The organism is Pseudomonas sp. GW821-FHT04C07, assembly GCF_059420325.1.
On sequence record NZ_JBWKTM010000007.1, the window covers coordinates 86,326 to 105,002 of the forward strand.

The window sequence follows — 18,677 nt, forward strand, 5'->3', positions numbered from 1 at the left end:
CATGTATGACTACCCTCCTCGACACCCACAACGAATTCATCGCGCGCCACATCGGCCCGCGTCAGGACGACGAGCAAGCCATGCTCAACAGCCTGGGCTTCGACTCCCTGGAAGCCCTGAGCGCCAGCGTCATCCCCGACAGCATCAAGGGCACCAGCGTGCTGGACCTGGGCGCCGGCCTTAGCGAAGCCGACGCCCTGGCCTCGATCAAGGCCATCGCCGCCAAAAACCAGCTGTTCAAGACCTACATCGGCCAGGGCTACTACAACTGCCATACGCCATCGCCGATCCTGCGCAATCTGCTGGAAAACCCGGCCTGGTACACCGCCTACACCCCGTATCAACCGGAGATTTCCCAGGGTCGTCTGGAAGCCCTGCTGAACTTCCAGACGCTGATCAGCGACCTGACCGGCCTGCCGATCGCCAACGCCTCGCTGCTCGATGAAGCCACCGCCGCTGCCGAAGCCATGACCTTCTGCAAACGCTTGAGCAAGAACAAGGGCAGCCACGCCTTCTTCGCCTCCCGCCACTGCCACCCGCAGACCCTCGACGTCTTGCGCACCCGCGCCGAGCCACTGGGCATCGAGGTGGTGGTCGGCGACGAACGCGAGCTGACCGACGTCAGTGCGTTCTTTGGCGCCCTGCTGCAATACCCGGCCAGCAACGGCGACCTGTTCGACTACCGCGAACTGACCGAACGCTTCCACGCCGCCAACGCCCTGGTCGCGGTGGCCGCTGACCTGCTGGCCCTGACCGTCCTGACGCCGCCAGGCGAATTCGGCGCCGACGTGGCCATCGGCAGCGCCCAACGCTTCGGCGTGCCGCTGGGCTTCGGCGGCCCGCACGCGGCGTACTTCTCCACCCACGATGCGTTCAAACGCGACATGCCCGGCCGTCTGGTCGGCGTGTCCGTAGACCGTTTCGGCAAGCCGGCCCTGCGCCTGGCCATGCAGACCCGCGAGCAACACATCCGCCGCGAGAAAGCCACCAGCAACATCTGCACCGCGCAGGTGCTGCTGGCCAACATCGCCAGCATGTACGCCGTCTACCATGGCCCCAAAGGCCTGATCCAGATCGCCCAGCGCATCCATCAGCTGACCGCGATCCTCGCCCAAGGCTTGAGCGCACTGGGACTGAACGTCGAGCAGGAACACTTCTTCGACACCCTGACCCTGGCCACCGGCGCCAACACCGCCGCCCTGCACGACCAGGCCCGCGCCCAGCGCATCAACCTGCGGGTGGTGGATGGCGAGCGTCTGGGTCTGTCGCTGGACGAAACCACCAGCCAGGCGGACGTTGAAACCCTGTGGAGCGTGCTGGCCGACGGCAAGGCCCTGCCGGACTTCGCCGCCCTCGCCGCCTCGGTCGAAAGCCGCATCCCGGCTGCACTGGTGCGCCAATCGCCGATCCTCAGCCACCCGGTGTTCAACCGTTATCACTCGGAAACCGAGCTGATGCGCTACCTGCGCAAACTCGCCGACAAGGACCTGGCCCTGGATCGCAGCATGATCCCGCTGGGCTCCTGCACCATGAAACTCAACGCCGCCAGCGAAATGATCCCGGTGACCTGGGCCGAATTCGGTGCCCTGCACCCGTTCGCCCCGGCCGAGCAAAGCGCCGGCTATCAGCAGCTGACCGATGAACTGGAAGCGATGCTCTGCGCCGCCACCGGTTACGACGCCATCTCCCTGCAACCAAACGCCGGTTCCCAGGGTGAATACGCCGGTCTGCTGGCGATCCGCGCGTATCACCAGAGCCGTGGCGAAGACCGTCGCGACATCTGCCTGATCCCCTCGTCCGCCCACGGCACCAACCCGGCCACCGCCAACATGGCCGGCATGCGCGTGGTGGTGACCGCGTGCGATGCCCGCGGCAACGTCGACCTCGAAGACCTGCGCGCCAAGGCCATCGAGCACCGCGAACACCTCGCCGCGCTGATGATCACCTACCCCTCGACCCACGGCGTGTTCGAAGAAGGCATCCGCGAAATCTGCGGGATCATCCATGACCACGGCGGCCAGGTGTACATCGACGGCGCCAACATGAACGCCATGGTCGGCCTCTGCGCACCGGGCAAGTTCGGCGGCGACGTGTCCCACCTGAACCTGCACAAGACTTTCTGCATCCCCCACGGCGGTGGCGGCCCGGGCGTCGGCCCGATTGGCGTGAAATCCCATCTGACGCCGTTCCTGCCGGGTCACGCGGCCATGGAGCGCAAGGAAGGCGCGGTCTGCGCGGCACCGTTCGGCAGCGCGAGCATTCTGCCGATCACCTGGATGTACATTCGGATGATGGGTGGCGCGGGCCTCAAGCGTGCCTCGCAGCTGGCGATCCTCAACGCCAACTACATTTCCCGGCGCCTCGAAGAGCACTACCCGGTGCTGTACACCGGCAGCAACGGCCTGGTGGCCCACGAATGCATCCTCGACCTGCGCCCATTGAAAGACAGCAGCGGCATCAGCGTCGATGACGTCGCCAAACGCCTGATCGACTTCGGCTTCCACGCCCCGACCATGTCCTTCCCGGTGGCCGGCACCTTGATGATCGAGCCGACCGAAAGCGAATCCAAGGAAGAACTGGACCGCTTCTGCGACGCCATGATCCGCATCCGCGAAGAAATCCGCGCGGTGGAAAACGGCACCCTGGACCAGGACGACAACCCGTTGAAAAACGCCCCGCACACCGCGGCGGAAATCGTCGGTGAGTGGACGCATCCGTACAGCCGTGAACAGGCGGTGTACCCGGTTGCATCGTTGATCGAAGGCAAGTACTGGCCACCGGTCGGTCGGGTCGACAACGTGTTCGGCGATCGCAACCTGATCTGCGCCTGTCCGTCGATTGCGGATTATCAAGACGCCTGATCGTCAGCCCCCAACACTCATCAAGAACAACAGAGGATTTCACTATGTTCAGCAAGCACGACCAGATCAAAGGCTACGACGACGAACTGCTGGCAGCGATGAATGCCGAAGATGCACGGCAAGAGCACCACATCGAGTTGATCGCCTCGGAAAACTACACCAGCCAACGGGTGATGGAGGCGCAAGGCAGTGGCCTGACCAACAAGTACGCCGAAGGCTATCCAGGCAAGCGCTATTACGGCGGCTGCGAACACGTCGACGTGGTCGAGCAACTGGCCATTGATCGAGCCAAACAGTTGTTCGGCGCCGATTACGCCAACGTCCAGCCGCACTCCGGTAGCCAGGCCAACGCAGCGGTCTATCTGGCCCTGCTGCAGGCCGGTGACACCGTGCTGGGCATGAGCCTGGCCCACGGCGGCCACCTGACCCACGGCGCCAAAGTCAGCTTTTCCGGAAAACTGTATAACGCGGTGCAGTACGGCATCGACACCACGACCGGGCTGATCGACTACGACGAAGTCGAGCGCCTGGCCGTCGAGCACAAGCCAAAAATGATCATCGCCGGTTTCTCCGCCTACTCGAAAACCCTGGATTTCCCACGCTTCCGTCAGATCGTCGACAAAGTCGGCGCTTATCTGTTCGTCGACATGGCTCACGTCGCCGGTCTGGTCGCTGCCGGTCTGTACCCGAACCCGCTGCCGTACGCTGACGTGGTCACCACCACCACTCACAAAACCCTGCGTGGTCCACGTGGCGGACTGATCCTGGCCCGTGCCAACGAAGAGCTGGAAAAGAAACTCAACGCTGCCGTATTCCCTGGTGGTCAGGGCGGCCCGCTGATGCATGTGATCGCCGCCAAGGCCGTGTGCTTCAAGGAAGCGCTGGAGCCAGGCTTCAAGACCTATCAGGCACAAGTGATCCGCAACGCCCAGGCGATGGCTGAAGTCTTTATCCAGCGTGGCTACGATGTAGTGTCCGGCGGCACCGACAACCACCTGTTCCTGGTCAGCCTGATTCGTCAGGGCCTGACCGGCAAAGACGCCGACGCCGCCCTCGGTCGTGCCGGTATCACCGTCAACAAGAATGCCGTACCGAACGACCCACAATCGCCGTTCGTGACCTCAGGCCTGCGCATTGGCACGCCAGCGATCACCAGCCGTGGTTTCAAGGAAGCTCAGAGCATTGAGCTGGCTGGCTGGATTTGCGACATCCTCGATCATCTCGGCGATGCCGATGTCGAGGCCCATATCGCCAGACAGGCCGCCGCCATGTGCAGTGATTTCCCTGTTTACCGCGACTGATTCGCCTCGCGCTACAAGGTGATCAGGAGCGAGCTTGCTCGCTCTTGCGGATCGTACTTTTCAGTTTGGAGTTTGTTGCATGACCACCGAAACCCTCGCGAAAACATCCTTGCACGCACTGCACCTTGAACTTGGCGCCCGCATGGTGCCGTTCGCAGGCTACCAAATGCCGGTGCAATACCCCTTGGGCGTTATGAAAGAACATCAGCACACCCGCGAACAGGCTGGCCTGTTCGATGTTTCACACATGGGCCAGATCCGACTTCACGGTGCCGGTGCGGCCAAGGCACTGGAGGCGCTGGTGCCAGTGGATATCATCGATCTACCAGTAGGCATGCAACGGTATGCGCTGTTCACCAATGAAGATGGTGGCATCCTCGATGACCTGATGGTGGCCAATGCCGGGGATCATTTGTTTCTGGTGGTCAACGCCGCCTGCAAGGACCAGGATCTGGCTCATTTGACCCAGCACCTGGGAGGGCACTGCGAGGTTGAATCGCTATTCGACAGCCGCGCCTTGCTCGCTCTCCAGGGGCCGCATGCGGCCGAGGTCTTGGGTCGTCTGGCACCCGAGGTGAAGGCCATGACGTTCATGCAGTTCGCTCGCGTGCGCTTGCTCGGGGTCGATTGTTATGTCAGCCGTTCCGGCTACACCGGCGAGGATGGTTACGAAATTTCTGTTCCTGTGGAGCAGGCGATGGTCCTGGCTCGCTCGCTGTTGGCCGAGCCAGAGGTCAAGGCCATCGGCCTGGGAGCGCGCGACTCGTTGCGCCTGGAAGCCGGTCTTTGCCTGTACGGGCACGATATGGAACAGCGTACTACGCCGATTGAAGCCAGCCTGGCCTGGGCCATTTCCAAGTCTCGCCGGGCAGACGGTGTACGTGCCGGTGGCTTCCCGGGCGCCGAGCAAATCCTGGCTCAGCAGCGTGATGGAGTCGTCAGCAAGCGCGTCGGCCTGCTACCCAAGGAGCGTACGCCGGTGCGTGAAGGCACGCAGATCGTCAATGCGGACCGGCAAGTGATCGGTCGGGTCACCAGCGGCGGCTTCGGTCCCAGTCTCGGCGGGCCTCTCGCCATGGGGTATGTGGAGAATGCATACAGCCAGCAGGAGACTGAGGTGTACGCCCTGGTGCGAGGCAAGGTCGTGCCTATGCAAGTGGTCAGAACACCATTCATTGAGCAGCGTTACTACCGTGGTTGAACAGGTGCGCGCTCCATAGCAGAGCGCGACCTTTTGGAGCAGGGATATGACACAAATGCAGATAAGCGACAGGCGCCCCCAACCACTACAGCCCGGCGTAAAACTGCGCGGTGCCGATAAAGTGGCACGCATTCCGGTAAAAATTCTCCCCACTGAAGAGGTCCCGCGCAAACCCGATTGGATACGCGTACCGCTATCGACGTCACCCGAAGTGGCGCGGATCAAGGCGTTGCTGCGCAAGCACAAGCTGCACAGTGTCTGCGAGGAAGCTTCCTGTCCAAACCTGGGTGAGTGCTTTTCCGGCGGCACCGCGACCTTCATGATCATGGGCGATATCTGCACTCGCCGTTGCCCTTTTTGCGACGTCGGTCACGGTCGACCCAAGCCATTGGACGCAGAGGAGCCCGGCAATCTGGCGACCGCCATTGCCGATCTGCGTCTGAACTATGTGGTGATCACTTCGGTAGACCGCGATGACCTGCGCGACGGCGGTGCCCAGCACTTTGCTGACTGTCTACGTGAGATTCGCAAGTTGTCGCCGGACGTCATGCTGGAAACCCTGGTACCGGATTATCGCGGGCGCATGGATGTGGCTCTGGCGATCACCGGGCAGGAGCCACCCGATGTGTTCAACCATAACCTGGAAACGGTGCCGCGCCTGTACAAGGCTGCGCGCCCGGGCTCGGATTTCCAGTGGTCGCTGGCGTTGCTACAGAACTTCAAAGAGCGCGTACCCAAGGTGCCGACCAAGTCCGGCCTGATGCTCGGGTTGGGTGAAACGGACGACGAGGTGATCGAGGTGATGCAGCGTATGCGCGAACATCAGGTCGACATGCTGACACTCGGTCAGTACCTGCAACCCTCTCGCAGCCACTTGCCGGTGCAGCGTTTCGTGCATCCGGACACCTTCGCCTGGTTCGCCGAAATGGGGTTGGAGATGGGGTTCAAGAACGTCGCCTCCGGGCCATTGGTAAGATCGTCCTACCGTGCCGATCAGCAAGTACACGACAGCCGCAGTCGCTGACCTTGAGTGGGCTCGAATCTGAATGTCTTCAGCGGGCGCTGGCCAGTCATTGGGTTGTCGATTTGCTCATTTGCTTACTTCGGCAACTCAGATACAAGCATCTGTGATTGTGGATGTTAGGTATTTTTGGCCCGTTCTTATAATGCCCCAATCCCGCTCAGCGTCTAGACGACGCCAGCACATTCGGGTGGTTGCCAGGGAGCAGGCAAAAACAAGAATAATGTAGCCAGTATCGATAGGTAGACCATGAATAACTCTGTGAACGCGACCCCGGCTGTCCCAGGTGTCCAGCTCCCCCGATCCAGAATGAACGATTGTCATTTTACTTGCTCAGTCCAAAATTCAACTGTTTGCAGACATGGCGCACGTTGCGCGCATTGATGTGGGCAACTGAAAGTAAACCTGAATAAAATTTATTCCTGGCCGAAGATTTTTTCGGGACAACGAGATAAACGAACACAAAAAACAACACAAACCAAGTCGGGGTAAACCGCCATAATTTGACCTGTTCGGACTTTCAATATCTGCATTCTGCTTAGCTGGATAATAAAAGCGACGCCCAAGTAACTAACCACTACTTGGCGTTATAACACCTTCTATAGCTATTAATCAGAGCCTGAAAAATGAACCTCTATGAAATAATCGGGTATGACCGTAACGGCACTGTCCGTGAGCTGGATACGGCGCTTAACAAAGCAACGCTCAATACCAGGGATGTCACTTTTTCGGCGCTTGGCTTCAATGCGCCAGGCTGGATCGCTGCCTCTTCGATGTCGATACTTTACTCAATATCAGGCCACCATGCGCCGCTGGCCATTTTGATTGCGTACTTCTTTCCGATGTTGGTGATGGCGTTCTGCATGATCTCGCTCACTCGACAGGCGCCGTCAGCAGGTGGAATTTTCACATTCACTACGAGATTTCTGCATCCCAGTATAGGGACGGTACTCGGCTGGGCGTATGCGGTTGCATGCACTGCGGTGATGGCCATGTGCGCAATCATCGGTACTGAATACATACAGGCGCTGATCCCGGCAGTGGCTGGACTGCTGAGCGCTAAAGTGATCGGGACGAGCCTGATCCTGATCTTCCTGGTCATTTCCTGCAACGGAGTCAATGCCACAGCCAAAGTCGCCAGCGTCTTTCTGATTTTCGAAATCAGCGTTGTCGCTGGACTCGGGTTGCTGGGGCTGATCAATCCTCAGGTCAAAGACTTGTCGATCACCTCCATGTATTCATTGCAGGGCGCTGGTGGTTGGTCCGCGATTGGACCGGGTGTGCTGTTCGGCGTCTGGATGCTCGCCAACTTCGACTCAGCGATCAACTATATAGAAGAGTCGCGAATTCCGGTTCGGACGGTTCAACGCTCAATGCTGCTCGTGCTGACTTCAGCCTTTCTCATTTACAGCCTCGCGGCTATCGGCTGGCAGTTCGCGGTGCCGGTAGAGAAATTGGCGGCAATCATTGAAGACGGTAATGGTGGACCTATCGCTGCTGTCGCTAACGTCTACTTGCCACCCGCCATGGCCTGGATCGCATTGTTCGTGGTGATTACATCAGCCTGCGCCGGACTGCAAATTTCCTCTAGCGCGGCGGCTCGTACGCTCTACCGGATGAGTGAAGAAGGGCATCTGCCAGTAGCGTTGCGCTCAGTCAACAAAACGAAGTCCCCCTGGCTGGCCAGCGTCCTCGTTTCGGCCGTCGCCATCGCGCTGCTCTGGTGGAAACCGCTGGATAAGATCTCGTGGTACTACGACGTAGTGACCATCACGCTGGTCATGTCCTACATGGCCGCTATCGCAGCGTTCATTGCGATGAGCTGGCGCCGTCACAGTTTCTGGATGTGGTCGGCACTGTCGATCCCGGCGTCTCTGGCAATCCTTGTGCTGGGATACATCGGCTATACCGCTGGGGCAAATCCGGTTTCTCCGGAAGACATGTACACCGCCTGGTACTTGGGAGTGCTGACAATAGTGTCCGGGGTAATGATCCTGGTATGGCGCTCGTATACCTCCAAGCGAACTGTGCTTTCTAAAGTATCCGTTCAATCATGATGCCGAGGGTAAGACAGAACTTTACGATGAAGGCCTGCTTTAGCCGAATCTATTGCCGAGCCTGAATATCACTCTAATTAAAACTATAGGTGAACGTATGAAGCGCGTTGTCGTTATCACTGGGGCTGGAAAGGGTATTGGGCTGGCGACCGCCAAGCGCTTTGCTGCCAATGGCGATCATTTGGTACTGAACTACTTCGACTGCAGCGATGAACTGGAAGCGGTGATAGGTCTCGCCGAAGAAAACGGTGGCGATGGCATCACAGTTCAAGCGGATGTCAGTGATCCTGAAGCGGCAGCCGGAATCATCCGGGAGGCAGAGCGTCGCTATGGGCGGGTCGACATCCTTGTCAATAATGCCGGACGGCTGGTTTCTGCCACCGTTGCACAGACGACCTGGGCTCAGTGGGAGCAGATGATCAGCACCAATCTCGGGGGGACGTGGGCCTGTATGCAGGCCGTATTGCCGGGCATGCTGGCTCGCGGTCAAGGGCGGATCATCAATATCAGCTCCGAGTTGGGGCTGATTGGATTTGCGACCTACGCGGCGTACTGCGCCTCCAAGGGTGGGGTGATCGCGCTGACAAAAGCGGTTGCAAAGGAGGTTGCCTCGTCAGGTGTCCTGGTGAACACGGTGGCACCGGGCCCGATCGAGACGGACATGCTGATCAAGGACACCATCGAATACAACGATGAGACGCGCGAGACGATTCCATTGAAGCGCTTCGGCAAGCCGGATGAGATTGCGGCCATGGTCGAAGCCCTGGCCGGCCCCGCGGGAGATTACATGGTTGGACAGGTGATCAGCCCTAATGGCGGAACCGCAATCTGATTGACTGGTTGAACTTGAATTTCAGTGAGCCCGGATTTCTCCATATTAAATAAGTGGCTCGAGCGTAATTATAATAAGAGGAATACAAAATGAGCGCTGTAATGATTACCGGTGGTCTGGGTTATGTGGGTCGATACCTAACCAAGAAGCTCAGTGAGCAAGGTGTTCACGTGGTGAGTTACAATCGTGACTACTCAGAGGCCAAGTCCGAATTCATGACTGCCGTACAGGGTGAGTTGTTCGATATTCCGAAAATTGTCAGGACCCTCCAGGAGTTTGGGGTTGATCGCGTCATTCATACAGCGGCCATGTCGCACCCTGACTTGTCCATAGAGCTCCCGATTACCACGGTGGCGGCCAATATCGATGGCACCATTCATTTACTTGAAGCCATGCGCTTGGCAGGCGTTAAAAAGCTCGTCAATTTCTCTTCCGAGGCGGTCTATGGGCATGTCGAGGGCGTGGTTAATGAACAAGCGCCGGTCAACCCAACCACGCCTTACGGTGTAACCAAGCTGGCCACTGAACACTTTGGTCGGGTCTATAACGAACTCTATGGCATGGAAGTCATCTCGCTGAGAATTGCGGAAGTCTATGGCCCTGAAAATAAAATGCCACAAATTCTCAGGGATATACTTAAAGCCGTTCATCGTGGTGAAAAGTTCACACTGCCTTCCGGTGGCGACCATCGATTCCATTATATTCATGTGCAAGACGTTGTCCGTGCGGTACTGATAGCGACGGAAGCTAAAGACATCAAAGGCAGTGTGTTTAATATTGCGGGCGATCGTCCCTGGAGGCTGCATGAGGCCGTCGATATCATCAGGAAGCTGATGCCTGCTGCCCAGATCGAAATCGGTGGTGGTTACTGGCATCTGGATCGACAGGGAGAGTGGGATCTTAGTGCTGCGGAGCGGGAATTGGGGTATCGAGCGCAGTGGAGCCTTGAACAAGGCATAGCACATTATTCTGACTGGCTAATTGATCACGAATATTGATATCAGTTCTCGGTAGCTGTTACAGACGTATTTTTGGTAATTATTGCAGTCAGGAGCAAGCATGATTAACAACCCTATTATTTGGCCAAATGGCGCACGCTGTGCCGTAGCCTTTACCTTTGATATGGATGCAGACAGCATTCTGCATGTGGCACACCCCAAAGACTCAGCGACACGGGTTGCCAGTATTTCAATGCTGCAATACGGTCCTGATGTGGCGGTGCCAAGGATTCTGGAGACGTATCGACGTTTCCAGATCAAACAGACATTTTTTATCCCGGCCTGGTGCATCGAGCACTATCCCAAAGCCATTGAGGCGATTGTCGAAGGTGGTCACGAGATTGCCCATCATGGCTACATACATGAGCATCCAAACGAGCTGAGTCGAGACGAGGAAGCTTACTGGCTCGATCGCGGCTGCGACACTATCAAGCGCTTTACCGGCCAGGCACCGCGCGGATGGCGGGCACCGCTCTACAATATGTCAGAGCACTCTGCTGACTTGTTGATCGAGCGCGGCTTCAGTTATGACGCATCATTGATGGGAGATGATATTCCTTATCTGTTACGGACCTCTGCTGGCGAACTGGTGGAGCTGCCTTCAAGCTGGGCCCTGGATGACTGGCCTCAGTATATGCACAGTATCGACCTTGATTTTCAGATGCCGATTCAATCGCCTCAAAGAGCAGTTGAGGTGTTCAAGGCCGAGTTTGATGCCGCGTGGGAATACGGAGGTCTGTTTATACCGGTTTGGCACCCGTTCCTTTCTGGTCGTCTGGCGCGGTGGCATGAGGTCACCAAACTGATCGACTATATGATGTCTAAAGGCGATGTTTGGTTCGCTCGTATGGACGAGATCGCGGCGCATGTTCAGAACAGCGTGGCGAGTGGCGCCTACACGCCACGGATTGATAACCTGCCTTACTATCAAGGGCCAGTGAAAGCCAATAAATAGTCTGCTCTGGTGGAAGGCTGATTGAGAGCGGCCATCTGTGGATGGCCGCTTTTTTACTGCTTGTAGTCATCAAACGGTATTGAATATGGACCGCGACCCAAGTATGAGTTTTACGATTTTGAAGGAATGATGGATGAACTCTTTCCTCCTGGCAGGGCCCCCTCCCGCTGAAGCGCAAGTTCTGCCAGCAATCTGAACTCTTGCAGCAGACCGCGGACATAAGCAATCTGGTTGATTGCCCAACGCTCCTCCTCGGCCATCATCTGCTCCAGCGTAAAACCTTCGGGCAATGAGGTTTGACTCATCTCTCGGTAAGGAATAATGGGGTCTTCGCCCTCGTCCACTTGACGGAATGCGGGGGCGATATAGTGGTTTTCCTGCTCCAGGATAAAAGCGATGACCTGGGATCCATTCTCTCCGAGCATCAACAGCTCGAACAACATACGGGCATTGGGCAGGTCATCCTCGGCACTGCCCTGTAGTACGCCATAGTGACCGACTCCATTTTCCTCGGGAACGACACGCACACCTTTCATGTGCACTTGCCGGATATGCGAAGCCAGGGTTTTCAGCGCCGCTAACGGTTGTTCGGCGGCATTGATCATATTGCCGAAATCGAACAGCGCGTGCAGGCGTGGATGATTGATGCGCTCAAGCAGTGTGACAATCTCGCTACTTTTCAGCTCTTCATGCTGTTCAAAGTCAATGTAGAGGTCATACCGTTCGGCTTGTCTGGCGAGGTAGTGCAAGTCCGATTCGATGGTGTTTAAAACCTCGGAAAGCCGTCCTCCATAGCGCGAATAGACGCGGATGTTCTGCACCCCCATAACATGCGCCACCTCAACCACCCGATCCACGTCCGCCTTTTGGGTACTACTGATTTCCAGGTGGATGTCCAACCCCAGCGCCTCGGCCCTTTGGCTGACAATGCGCAGTTGATCGTCGCTCATCCGCTGAAGACTGCGCTCTTCGCCATCCAGTAGATGAATGCTGATGCCGTCGAGTGCATGACGATAGGCGAAATCCAGCAGGTCAATCGGCCGGTATGTTCCATAGGTCAGCTTCATCAGCTGGGGGTAAGCATGGGCGAACAAGCGCATGCCATCGAGTCGTTCAAGCAGCTTGGTCGCCAGCGCCGGGGTTAGCTGAGGTACCGGCAGGCCCGCTGCTTTGTGGCGCAATAATGCATCGAAACGCAACTGGATCAACGGCATGCTACCCCTTGGGTCTGACCCGTAACGCTGGGCTCATGTTGCGCCAACTGCCAGTCATACTGTCGCCATTGATGCTGGTCGGATACCTGTTTGAGCGCTGGCGCGGGGTTGACGACGCACGCGTGCTGGACCGCGTGCAATAGCGGCAAATCATTCACCGAGTCACTGTAGCCATAGCTGCCCTGCAAACTGTTGCCATGGTCCTGCAGCCACGCCTGCAAGCGCTCTACCTTGCCTTCCCGAAAACTGAGCACCCCTTTAGTCGCACCGGTAAAGTTGCCCGCTACCTGTTCAAGCTCGATGGCGATCACCTCGCTCACGCCCAGCATGGCCGCGATACGGCGGACGATAAAGTCAGCCGTAGCCGAGATGATTAATAGCGTGTTTCCCTGTTGGCGATGCCACTCAATTTGCCGACGCGCGGCTGGAAATATACGGGTGGAAATCATGCTGGAGACAAAGTCATCAGCCCATCGTTCCACTTCGCTGACGGCCACTCCAGACAACGGTTGGAGCGTAAAGTCCATGTACTGAGCCATGGATAGTTCGCCCAGATGATAGGCTTGCATCATCGCCTGCTCGGTGACCAGCATGTCGGCTGCTGCCACACCGCGCTGCACCAGATAGCGCAGCCAGAGACTGGAACTATCGCAATCGATAATGGTGTCGTCCATGTCAAAAATAGCCAAAATCGTCATGCGACCTCCTGCAGTTCTTCACGATTGAACAGCAGGTCGAGCCGCGCGCCTGCCGGCAGCAAGGATTGCGAACTGCGATTGAGCATATCGACCATCAACGAGCAGCCTTGCGCATCGACGTGGTAACGAATGACATTACCAAGCAGTTGATGGTGACGTACCGTGGCGCGGCACGGCGCGCCCAGATGTGGGCCATAGCTGCGGCCAGCTTGCGCCACATGGATCGCTTCTGGCCGGATTGCCAGTTGCCCTTGTATGTGCAGGCCAAGCAGTTGTTCCGCCTGGCTGGCATCCAGCAGGTTGTAGCTGCCCATGAAGCGCGCTACAAAACCATTGGCTGGACGGGTGTAGATGGTCTCCGCGCTCCCTTCCTGTACGATGCGACCGCCATCCATGACAATGATGCGGTCGGACAGCATCAGCGCTTCTTCCTGATCGTGGGTCACGAAAATGGTCGTCAGTTTCAGCTGCGACTGGATCCGTCTGATCTCTTCCTGCAAGTTCTTGCGGATGCGCGCATCCAGTGCCGACAGTGGTTCATCCAGCAACAGGATGCGCGGCCGCACCACCAATGCCCGCGCCAGGGCGACACGCTGACGCTGGCCGCCGGAGAGCTGACTCACGAATTTATTCTCGTGCCCCTGCAATTCAACCAGACGTACCGCGTCGGTCACTCGTTGGAAGGTTTCATCGACACAGACGCCCTGCATTTTCAGGCCGAAGGCAATATTGCCCATCACCGTCAGATTCGGAAACAACGCATAACTCTGGAATACCATGCCTATGCCGCGTTTTTGCGGAGCAACATGGGTAATGTTATTTCCCGCCACATGAATCTGGCCGCTATCGACTTCAGTTAAACCGGCGACGCAGCGCAATAAGGTCGACTTGCCGCAGCCACTGGGACCGAGCAGGGTCACCAGTTCGCCTTCCTTGATATTGAAATTGATGTCGTCAAACACGCGGGTCTTGCCCGAGCCTTTGCCGAAGTATTTCGACAAGTTGGATACTTCAAGATAATTCATCGCACAGTCCTATCGACTCAAGCGGGTGGCAATCCAGGTCACGCCCAGCGTAAATATGAAATAGCTCATCACCACGGCACTCATAAAATGGCCGCTGGTGGAGCGCACGGAATAGAGATAGACGTTCAAGGTTTCGTAACGGCTGCCAACCAGTATGTTGGCAAATACAAACTCGCCCAGCAGGAAGGAGAACGAGAGAAACAACGATGCCATCAGGCCCTTGCGGATATTCGGCAAGATCACCCGCAAAAAAGCCGCGGAAGTGCTTGCCCCTAGCAGATGCGCCGCATCCATCAGGTCACGCACGTTCAGCCCTTGCAGACCGTTGGCGAGTGCCCGGTACATGAACGGCAGGACAATCGTGAAATAGCACCCTATCAGTACCCACGGCGTACCGATCAGCGGTAACGGGCCGTCGGCATAAATCTGCAACAAGCCCACTGACGAGACCACAGGCGGCACCGCGAACTGGATCAAAATCAGGATGTTCATCCAACGATCCAAGTGCGGAAAATAATAGAACACAACAAATGCGGCAGGCACGATGACCACTGTGCTGAAAACCAATGTGCCCAGTGCAATCAACAGGGAGTGGCTAAATGCGGTCAAGAAGCGCGGCTCTTGCCACAACTTTAGATACCAGTCGAACGTCAGCCCCTCGGGTAATATCGTTGCACTCCAGTGCTGGGAAAATGAATAAATCAGGGTCGCCAGAACAGGGATACTGAGTAGAGCCATCAAGCCAAACAGCACCAACTGGTGATAACGGTTAGTGTGCATGGTAGCTTCTCTTCATTAAGAACTGGTTGACCATCGCCACGAACACCAGCATCGCCACCAGAAGCACGGACAGTGCTGCCGCCAGATTCGGTTCCAGAGAAATGTCCCCAGCTACCAGGCTGGAAATGCGGATGGTGACCAGGTTGTAGTTAGAGGTCATCAGTGCGTATGCACTGGCATACGCCCCCATGGCATTAGCCAACAACAAAATGAAAGTGCCGAATATCGCTGGCAGCAGCACCGGTAACGCAACCAGGCGCCAGTAACTGGCACGGCTGGCACCCAGCAAGGAGGCGGCCTCTTGCCAATCGTCTTGCAGCGCATCAAAGGCTGGATAGAGCAACAGTACCGCGAGTGGTATCTGGAAATAGCTGTAAATCAGCGTCAGCCCAGTCTGCGTGTATAGATTAAAGTCAGCCAGCCAACCCCATCGCCGCAAGAGCAATGTCACGGCGCCATTGGTTCCCATCACGATAATGAAGGCGAATGCCAATGACACGCCACTCAGATTGCTGGCCATATTGGTGAATGCCACCGTCATGTCGCGGACAACGCAATCCACCCGTTTCAACGAAGCGGCGGCCACCAGCGCGATGGCTAATCCAATCAGGCTGGAGCAGACGCAAACCCAAAGGCTGTTGCCAAAGGCCTGCCGGTAAAACGGCGAATGCAGGATCTCGCTGAAATTGGCCAGCGACCATGCGCCATCAACCTGCACGCTGTTGATCAGCAGCCATGCTGTCGGTGCCAGTGAAAACAGCACCAATACACATAACAAGGGCAGCAGGACCAACGCCGCCCGCCAGTGGCGAAAGCGCGGGTAATGCGGGGTGTCGATAGTCGCTGGCATTGCCAGCGGATTCGATGCAGATGTCATACAGCTAGCAATTCCGTATTACATGGTTTTTGATAAGTGAGCGCGAGATACGGCCGCAGCAAAACCTTAGTGCGACCATTGCCCTGTTCTCTGTTCCAATGCTCACCTCTAAAAACCATAGCGAACGACCCAAGTCGCGCAGTAGGTTTTTAGAAGCGAACTAACGCGGGTGGAATTACTTGTTATAAATCATGACTTGTTCTTGCCACTGTCGTGGTATGGCCTTGGTGGTCGTCTCCCAAGCTGCAAAATCCTGGATCGGTTTGGCGTTACGATATTGCTCAGCCGACAGCATCTTGTCTGTTACGTCCTGCGGCAGGACGACGTTGCTGCGAATCGGGCGCGCATAACCACGCGCCAGGTTAATCTGGCCGGCATCGCTGAAGATGTATTCACGCGCCAGTTTGGCGGCGTTCGGATGCTGTGCGTATTTGTTGATGAGGGTTGAATAACCGGCACTCACGCTACCGTCCACGGGAATGGATACCGTGAACTGCGATGGATCGATCTTGTCGCGGTAGCTTAATGATGTGAAGTCCCATAACAGCGCAACTTCCACCTCACCTTTTTCCATGTTGGCGATATTCGCATCGGTCATGGAAAGCCGCCCTTGTTTAGCCAGCTCGGCAAATAACTTATACGCAGGTTGCAGATTCTTTTCATTGCCGCCATTGGCAATCGCCGCTGCCAGCAGAGCGCTATTGGCCTGCGCCGAGACGCCCACTTCGCCTACGGTGACCTTATAGTTGCCTTTGAGCAAATCGCCCCAGGACTTAGGCGGATCCTTGACCAGCTTGTTGTTGCTGATGAAGGAAATGGTCCCGCTGTAGGCCACCATCCAATGACCGTCTGCGTCCTTGGCCCAAGCCGGAATATCGTCCCAGGTGGTCGGTTTGTAGGCTTGGGTAACGCCCTTTCTGACTGCAATCGGGCCGAAAGATTGGCCAACGTCGCCGATATCGCCTGACGCGTTTGATTTTTCAGCTTCGAATTTTGCGACTTCCTGTCCCGAACTCATGTCGGTGTCCTGATGTACCAGGCCGTATTTTTGCGTGATCTGGGCCCACGTATCTTTCCAGTTCGCCCAGTTATCCGGCATGCCCAAGCTATTGACCGCGCCTTCTTTTTTGGCGGCGGCGACTAAAACATCCAGGTCCGGCTGCGCGTACGCACTAGAAACTGCAATCGACAAGGCACTTGCAAGCAAACTCGTAATCAGCATTTTTTTCATGGGATAGCCGTGTGGTATAGACCAGATTGAGGCGGAAACTGGATGCTACCCATAAAAAATGACCGAAATGTGACACTTGGGACGCGTTAAGCACCTGATCGAGATGGAACAGGTGCTGCCCTGGAGCGACCTGCTGGCGTTGATCGAGGCGCACTGAGGGCTGTCGTTGCAGCACATTCACGTGCCCGGCTCGACCAGGAACAAGGAAGGTAAACGCGATCCCAAGATGCACCTGAGCGCAAACGCGGACGAAGGTCGAGCACCCGCTTCGGGTGATCAAACGTCAGAGGGGTAGTGGGCGAGGTGTGCCCGAAGAGAGTCAGTTGAATGTCGTAAAGGTAATGAAATCATGAACTGGGATAATATCAGCGCTCTAAAATCATCCAGACCAACACCGTGACAGAAAAAATCACTACCCAAGCTGCCACCATCTATCACGCATTGGCAACGCAAATCATCAATGGCACGCTGGCGTCCGGTAGCAAGCTCCCTTCCGAGCGAGAGCTGAGCGACCTGTTTTCCACAACCCGCATCACGCTCAGAGAAGCCCTGCAAAGAATGGAGGCGGAAGGATCGATCTATCGGGAAAGCCGGCGCGGCTGGTTTGTTACCCCACCTCGACTGGTGTACAACCCCTTCACAAATTCGCTGTTCCACCAGATGGTCGAAAGTCAGGGGCGCAAGGCGCTCACACAGGTCATTTCGACCAGTACGGAATTGGCGAGCCCGGAGTTATGCCTGAAGTTGGCGGTGCCACCGTCAAGCATGCTGCACTGCATACGTCGCCTACGTTATGTCGATGGGCGCGTCGTCATGTTTGTAGAACATTATCTGAAACCAGAATTTGTCCCGGATATATTGAAGCTTGATTTGACTCAGTCGCTGACATCCATTTACCGAAAGCATTATGACATCCAATGCGGCCGCGCCACTTTTGATATTTACCCCACTGCGGCGCAGGCTAGCGTGGCGAATTATCTCAACCTGCCAGAAGGTAGCCCGCTGTTAATGATCATTCGCGTCAACTATGACCAACATGGACAAATTCTTGATTGCGATCGCGAGTTTTGGCGTCATGACGCAGTCCGAATTTCTATGGATAGCCAAACACTGCATTCTGACAAGATAGCTTAACCATCCTCATGGTTGAGCGGATGATACACGGCCTCTGCTGACTTCTCGCTCCGGCTAGCGCCGTCGCCCTTTCAGGCACAAGGCGAGATCTCCCCAGGTAAGAACGCAATCCTTCACCACACAACCGCCGGATTTACGCCGCCTGACCCTTGACCACAAGAGCTTCGCGATTTTGTGCCCGCTCGCCCTGGTCGGCTTCGCCTTGTATCCGGTTCTTGTACATCGGCTCATGGCTTCGATTCACGCTTCCTCCCCACACTCGGTCGCCCTCATGCAGTTGCGCTTCACTTCGTTCGCTGTGGTCAGCTTACGGCGGGACTTTCACCCACAAGATTGCGCCCATGCTGGGCGCACACAAAAACGCCACTCTATTGAGTGGCGTTTTTGTAAATCCTGGAGTGGGAAACGAGACTCGCATCTGGCGTCCGACCCATTGAAATCTAACGGGTTTCTTTTATTCCTGAAGTAGGAAAAGACTCAATTCTGGACTTG

Annotated in this window: 15 protein-coding genes; 9 read left to right on the forward strand and 6 right to left on the reverse strand. The window is 56.6% G+C overall.

The features are described 5' to 3' along the window. The first annotated feature begins 5 nt into the window (after positions 1-5). The 8 genes from gcvP to AC07UI_RS14720 all read left to right on the forward strand — a co-directional run bounded on the left by gcvP (position 6) and on the right by AC07UI_RS14720 (position 11,226). On the forward strand, positions 6-2,861 hold the full coding sequence (gcvP, locus tag AC07UI_RS14685; protein WP_494993171.1) for an aminomethyl-transferring glycine dehydrogenase: 2,856 nt from the start codon (positions 6-8) through the stop codon (positions 2,859-2,861). 44 nt (positions 2,862-2,905) lie between these two features. Continuing rightward, positions 2,906-4,162, forward strand: a complete 1,257-nt coding sequence (gene glyA / locus AC07UI_RS14690) for a serine hydroxymethyltransferase (RefSeq protein WP_494993172.1) — start codon at positions 2,906-2,908, stop codon at positions 4,160-4,162. A gap of 79 nt (positions 4,163-4,241) precedes the next feature. Beyond that, a complete protein-coding gene (gene gcvT, locus AC07UI_RS14695; RefSeq protein ID WP_494993173.1) occupies positions 4,242-5,363 on the forward strand; it encodes a glycine cleavage system aminomethyltransferase GcvT in 1,122 nt (373 codons plus the stop codon). A gap of 46 nt (positions 5,364-5,409) precedes the next feature. Beyond that, positions 5,410-6,387, forward strand: a complete 978-nt coding sequence (lipA, locus tag AC07UI_RS14700) for a lipoyl synthase (RefSeq protein ID WP_494993174.1) — start codon at positions 5,410-5,412, stop codon at positions 6,385-6,387. Positions 6,388-7,010: 623 nt separating this feature from the next. Next, on the forward strand, positions 7,011-8,441 hold the full coding sequence (locus AC07UI_RS14705; RefSeq protein ID WP_494993175.1) for an APC family permease: 1,431 nt from the start codon (positions 7,011-7,013) through the stop codon (positions 8,439-8,441). Between the two features lie 97 nt (positions 8,442-8,538). Continuing rightward, positions 8,539-9,273, forward strand: a complete 735-nt coding sequence (locus AC07UI_RS14710) for an SDR family NAD(P)-dependent oxidoreductase (protein WP_494993176.1) — start codon at positions 8,539-8,541, stop codon at positions 9,271-9,273. Between the two features lie 89 nt (positions 9,274-9,362). After that, the gene (locus AC07UI_RS14715; RefSeq protein ID WP_494993177.1) at positions 9,363-10,271 is read left to right on the forward strand and encodes an NAD-dependent epimerase/dehydratase family protein; all 909 of its coding nucleotides are present in this window, start codon (positions 9,363-9,365) and stop codon (positions 10,269-10,271) included. A gap of 61 nt (positions 10,272-10,332) precedes the next feature. Then, positions 10,333-11,226 carry a polysaccharide deacetylase family protein gene (locus AC07UI_RS14720; protein ID WP_494993178.1) on the forward strand — a complete coding sequence of 298 codons (894 nt, stop codon included), beginning with the start codon at positions 10,333-10,335 and terminating at the stop codon, positions 11,224-11,226. Positions 11,227-11,336: 110 nt separating this feature from the next. On the opposite strand, the gene AC07UI_RS14725 is transcribed toward AC07UI_RS14720, so the two are convergent. The 6 genes from AC07UI_RS14725 to AC07UI_RS14750 all read right to left on the reverse strand — a co-directional run bounded on the left by AC07UI_RS14725 (position 11,337) and on the right by AC07UI_RS14750 (position 17,051). After that, on the reverse strand, positions 11,337-12,440 hold the full coding sequence (locus AC07UI_RS14725) for a sugar phosphate isomerase/epimerase family protein (RefSeq protein WP_494993179.1): 1,104 nt from the start codon (positions 12,438-12,440) through the stop codon (positions 11,337-11,339). Next, positions 12,431-13,138, reverse strand: a complete 708-nt coding sequence (locus AC07UI_RS14730; protein ID WP_494993180.1) for an HAD family hydrolase — start codon at positions 13,136-13,138, stop codon at positions 12,431-12,433. The genes AC07UI_RS14725 and AC07UI_RS14730 overlap by 10 nt, the downstream gene beginning before the upstream one ends. Further along, positions 13,135-14,163: an ABC transporter ATP-binding protein gene (locus AC07UI_RS14735; RefSeq protein ID WP_494993181.1), complete on the reverse strand. Its 1,029-nt coding sequence runs from the start codon at positions 14,161-14,163 to the stop codon at positions 13,135-13,137. The genes AC07UI_RS14730 and AC07UI_RS14735 overlap by 4 nt, the downstream gene beginning before the upstream one ends. 9 nt (positions 14,164-14,172) lie before the next feature. Then, complete coding sequence (locus AC07UI_RS14740; protein ID WP_494993182.1) at positions 14,173-14,943, reverse strand: ABC transporter permease; 771 nt, start codon at positions 14,941-14,943, stop codon at positions 14,173-14,175. After that, complete coding sequence (locus AC07UI_RS14745) at positions 14,933-15,793, reverse strand: ABC transporter permease (RefSeq protein WP_494993364.1); 861 nt, start codon at positions 15,791-15,793, stop codon at positions 14,933-14,935. The genes AC07UI_RS14740 and AC07UI_RS14745 overlap by 11 nt, the downstream gene beginning before the upstream one ends. A gap of 202 nt (positions 15,794-15,995) precedes the next feature. Beyond that, on the reverse strand, positions 15,996-17,051 hold the full coding sequence (locus AC07UI_RS14750) for an ABC transporter substrate-binding protein (RefSeq protein WP_494993183.1): 1,056 nt from the start codon (positions 17,049-17,051) through the stop codon (positions 15,996-15,998). Between the two features lie 396 nt (positions 17,052-17,447). Between AC07UI_RS14750 and AC07UI_RS14755 the strand changes: the two genes are divergently transcribed. Next, the gene (locus AC07UI_RS14755; protein WP_494993184.1) at positions 17,448-18,185 is read left to right on the forward strand and encodes a UTRA domain-containing protein; all 738 of its coding nucleotides are present in this window, start codon (positions 17,448-17,450) and stop codon (positions 18,183-18,185) included. Positions 18,186-18,677: the final 492 nt, after the last annotated feature.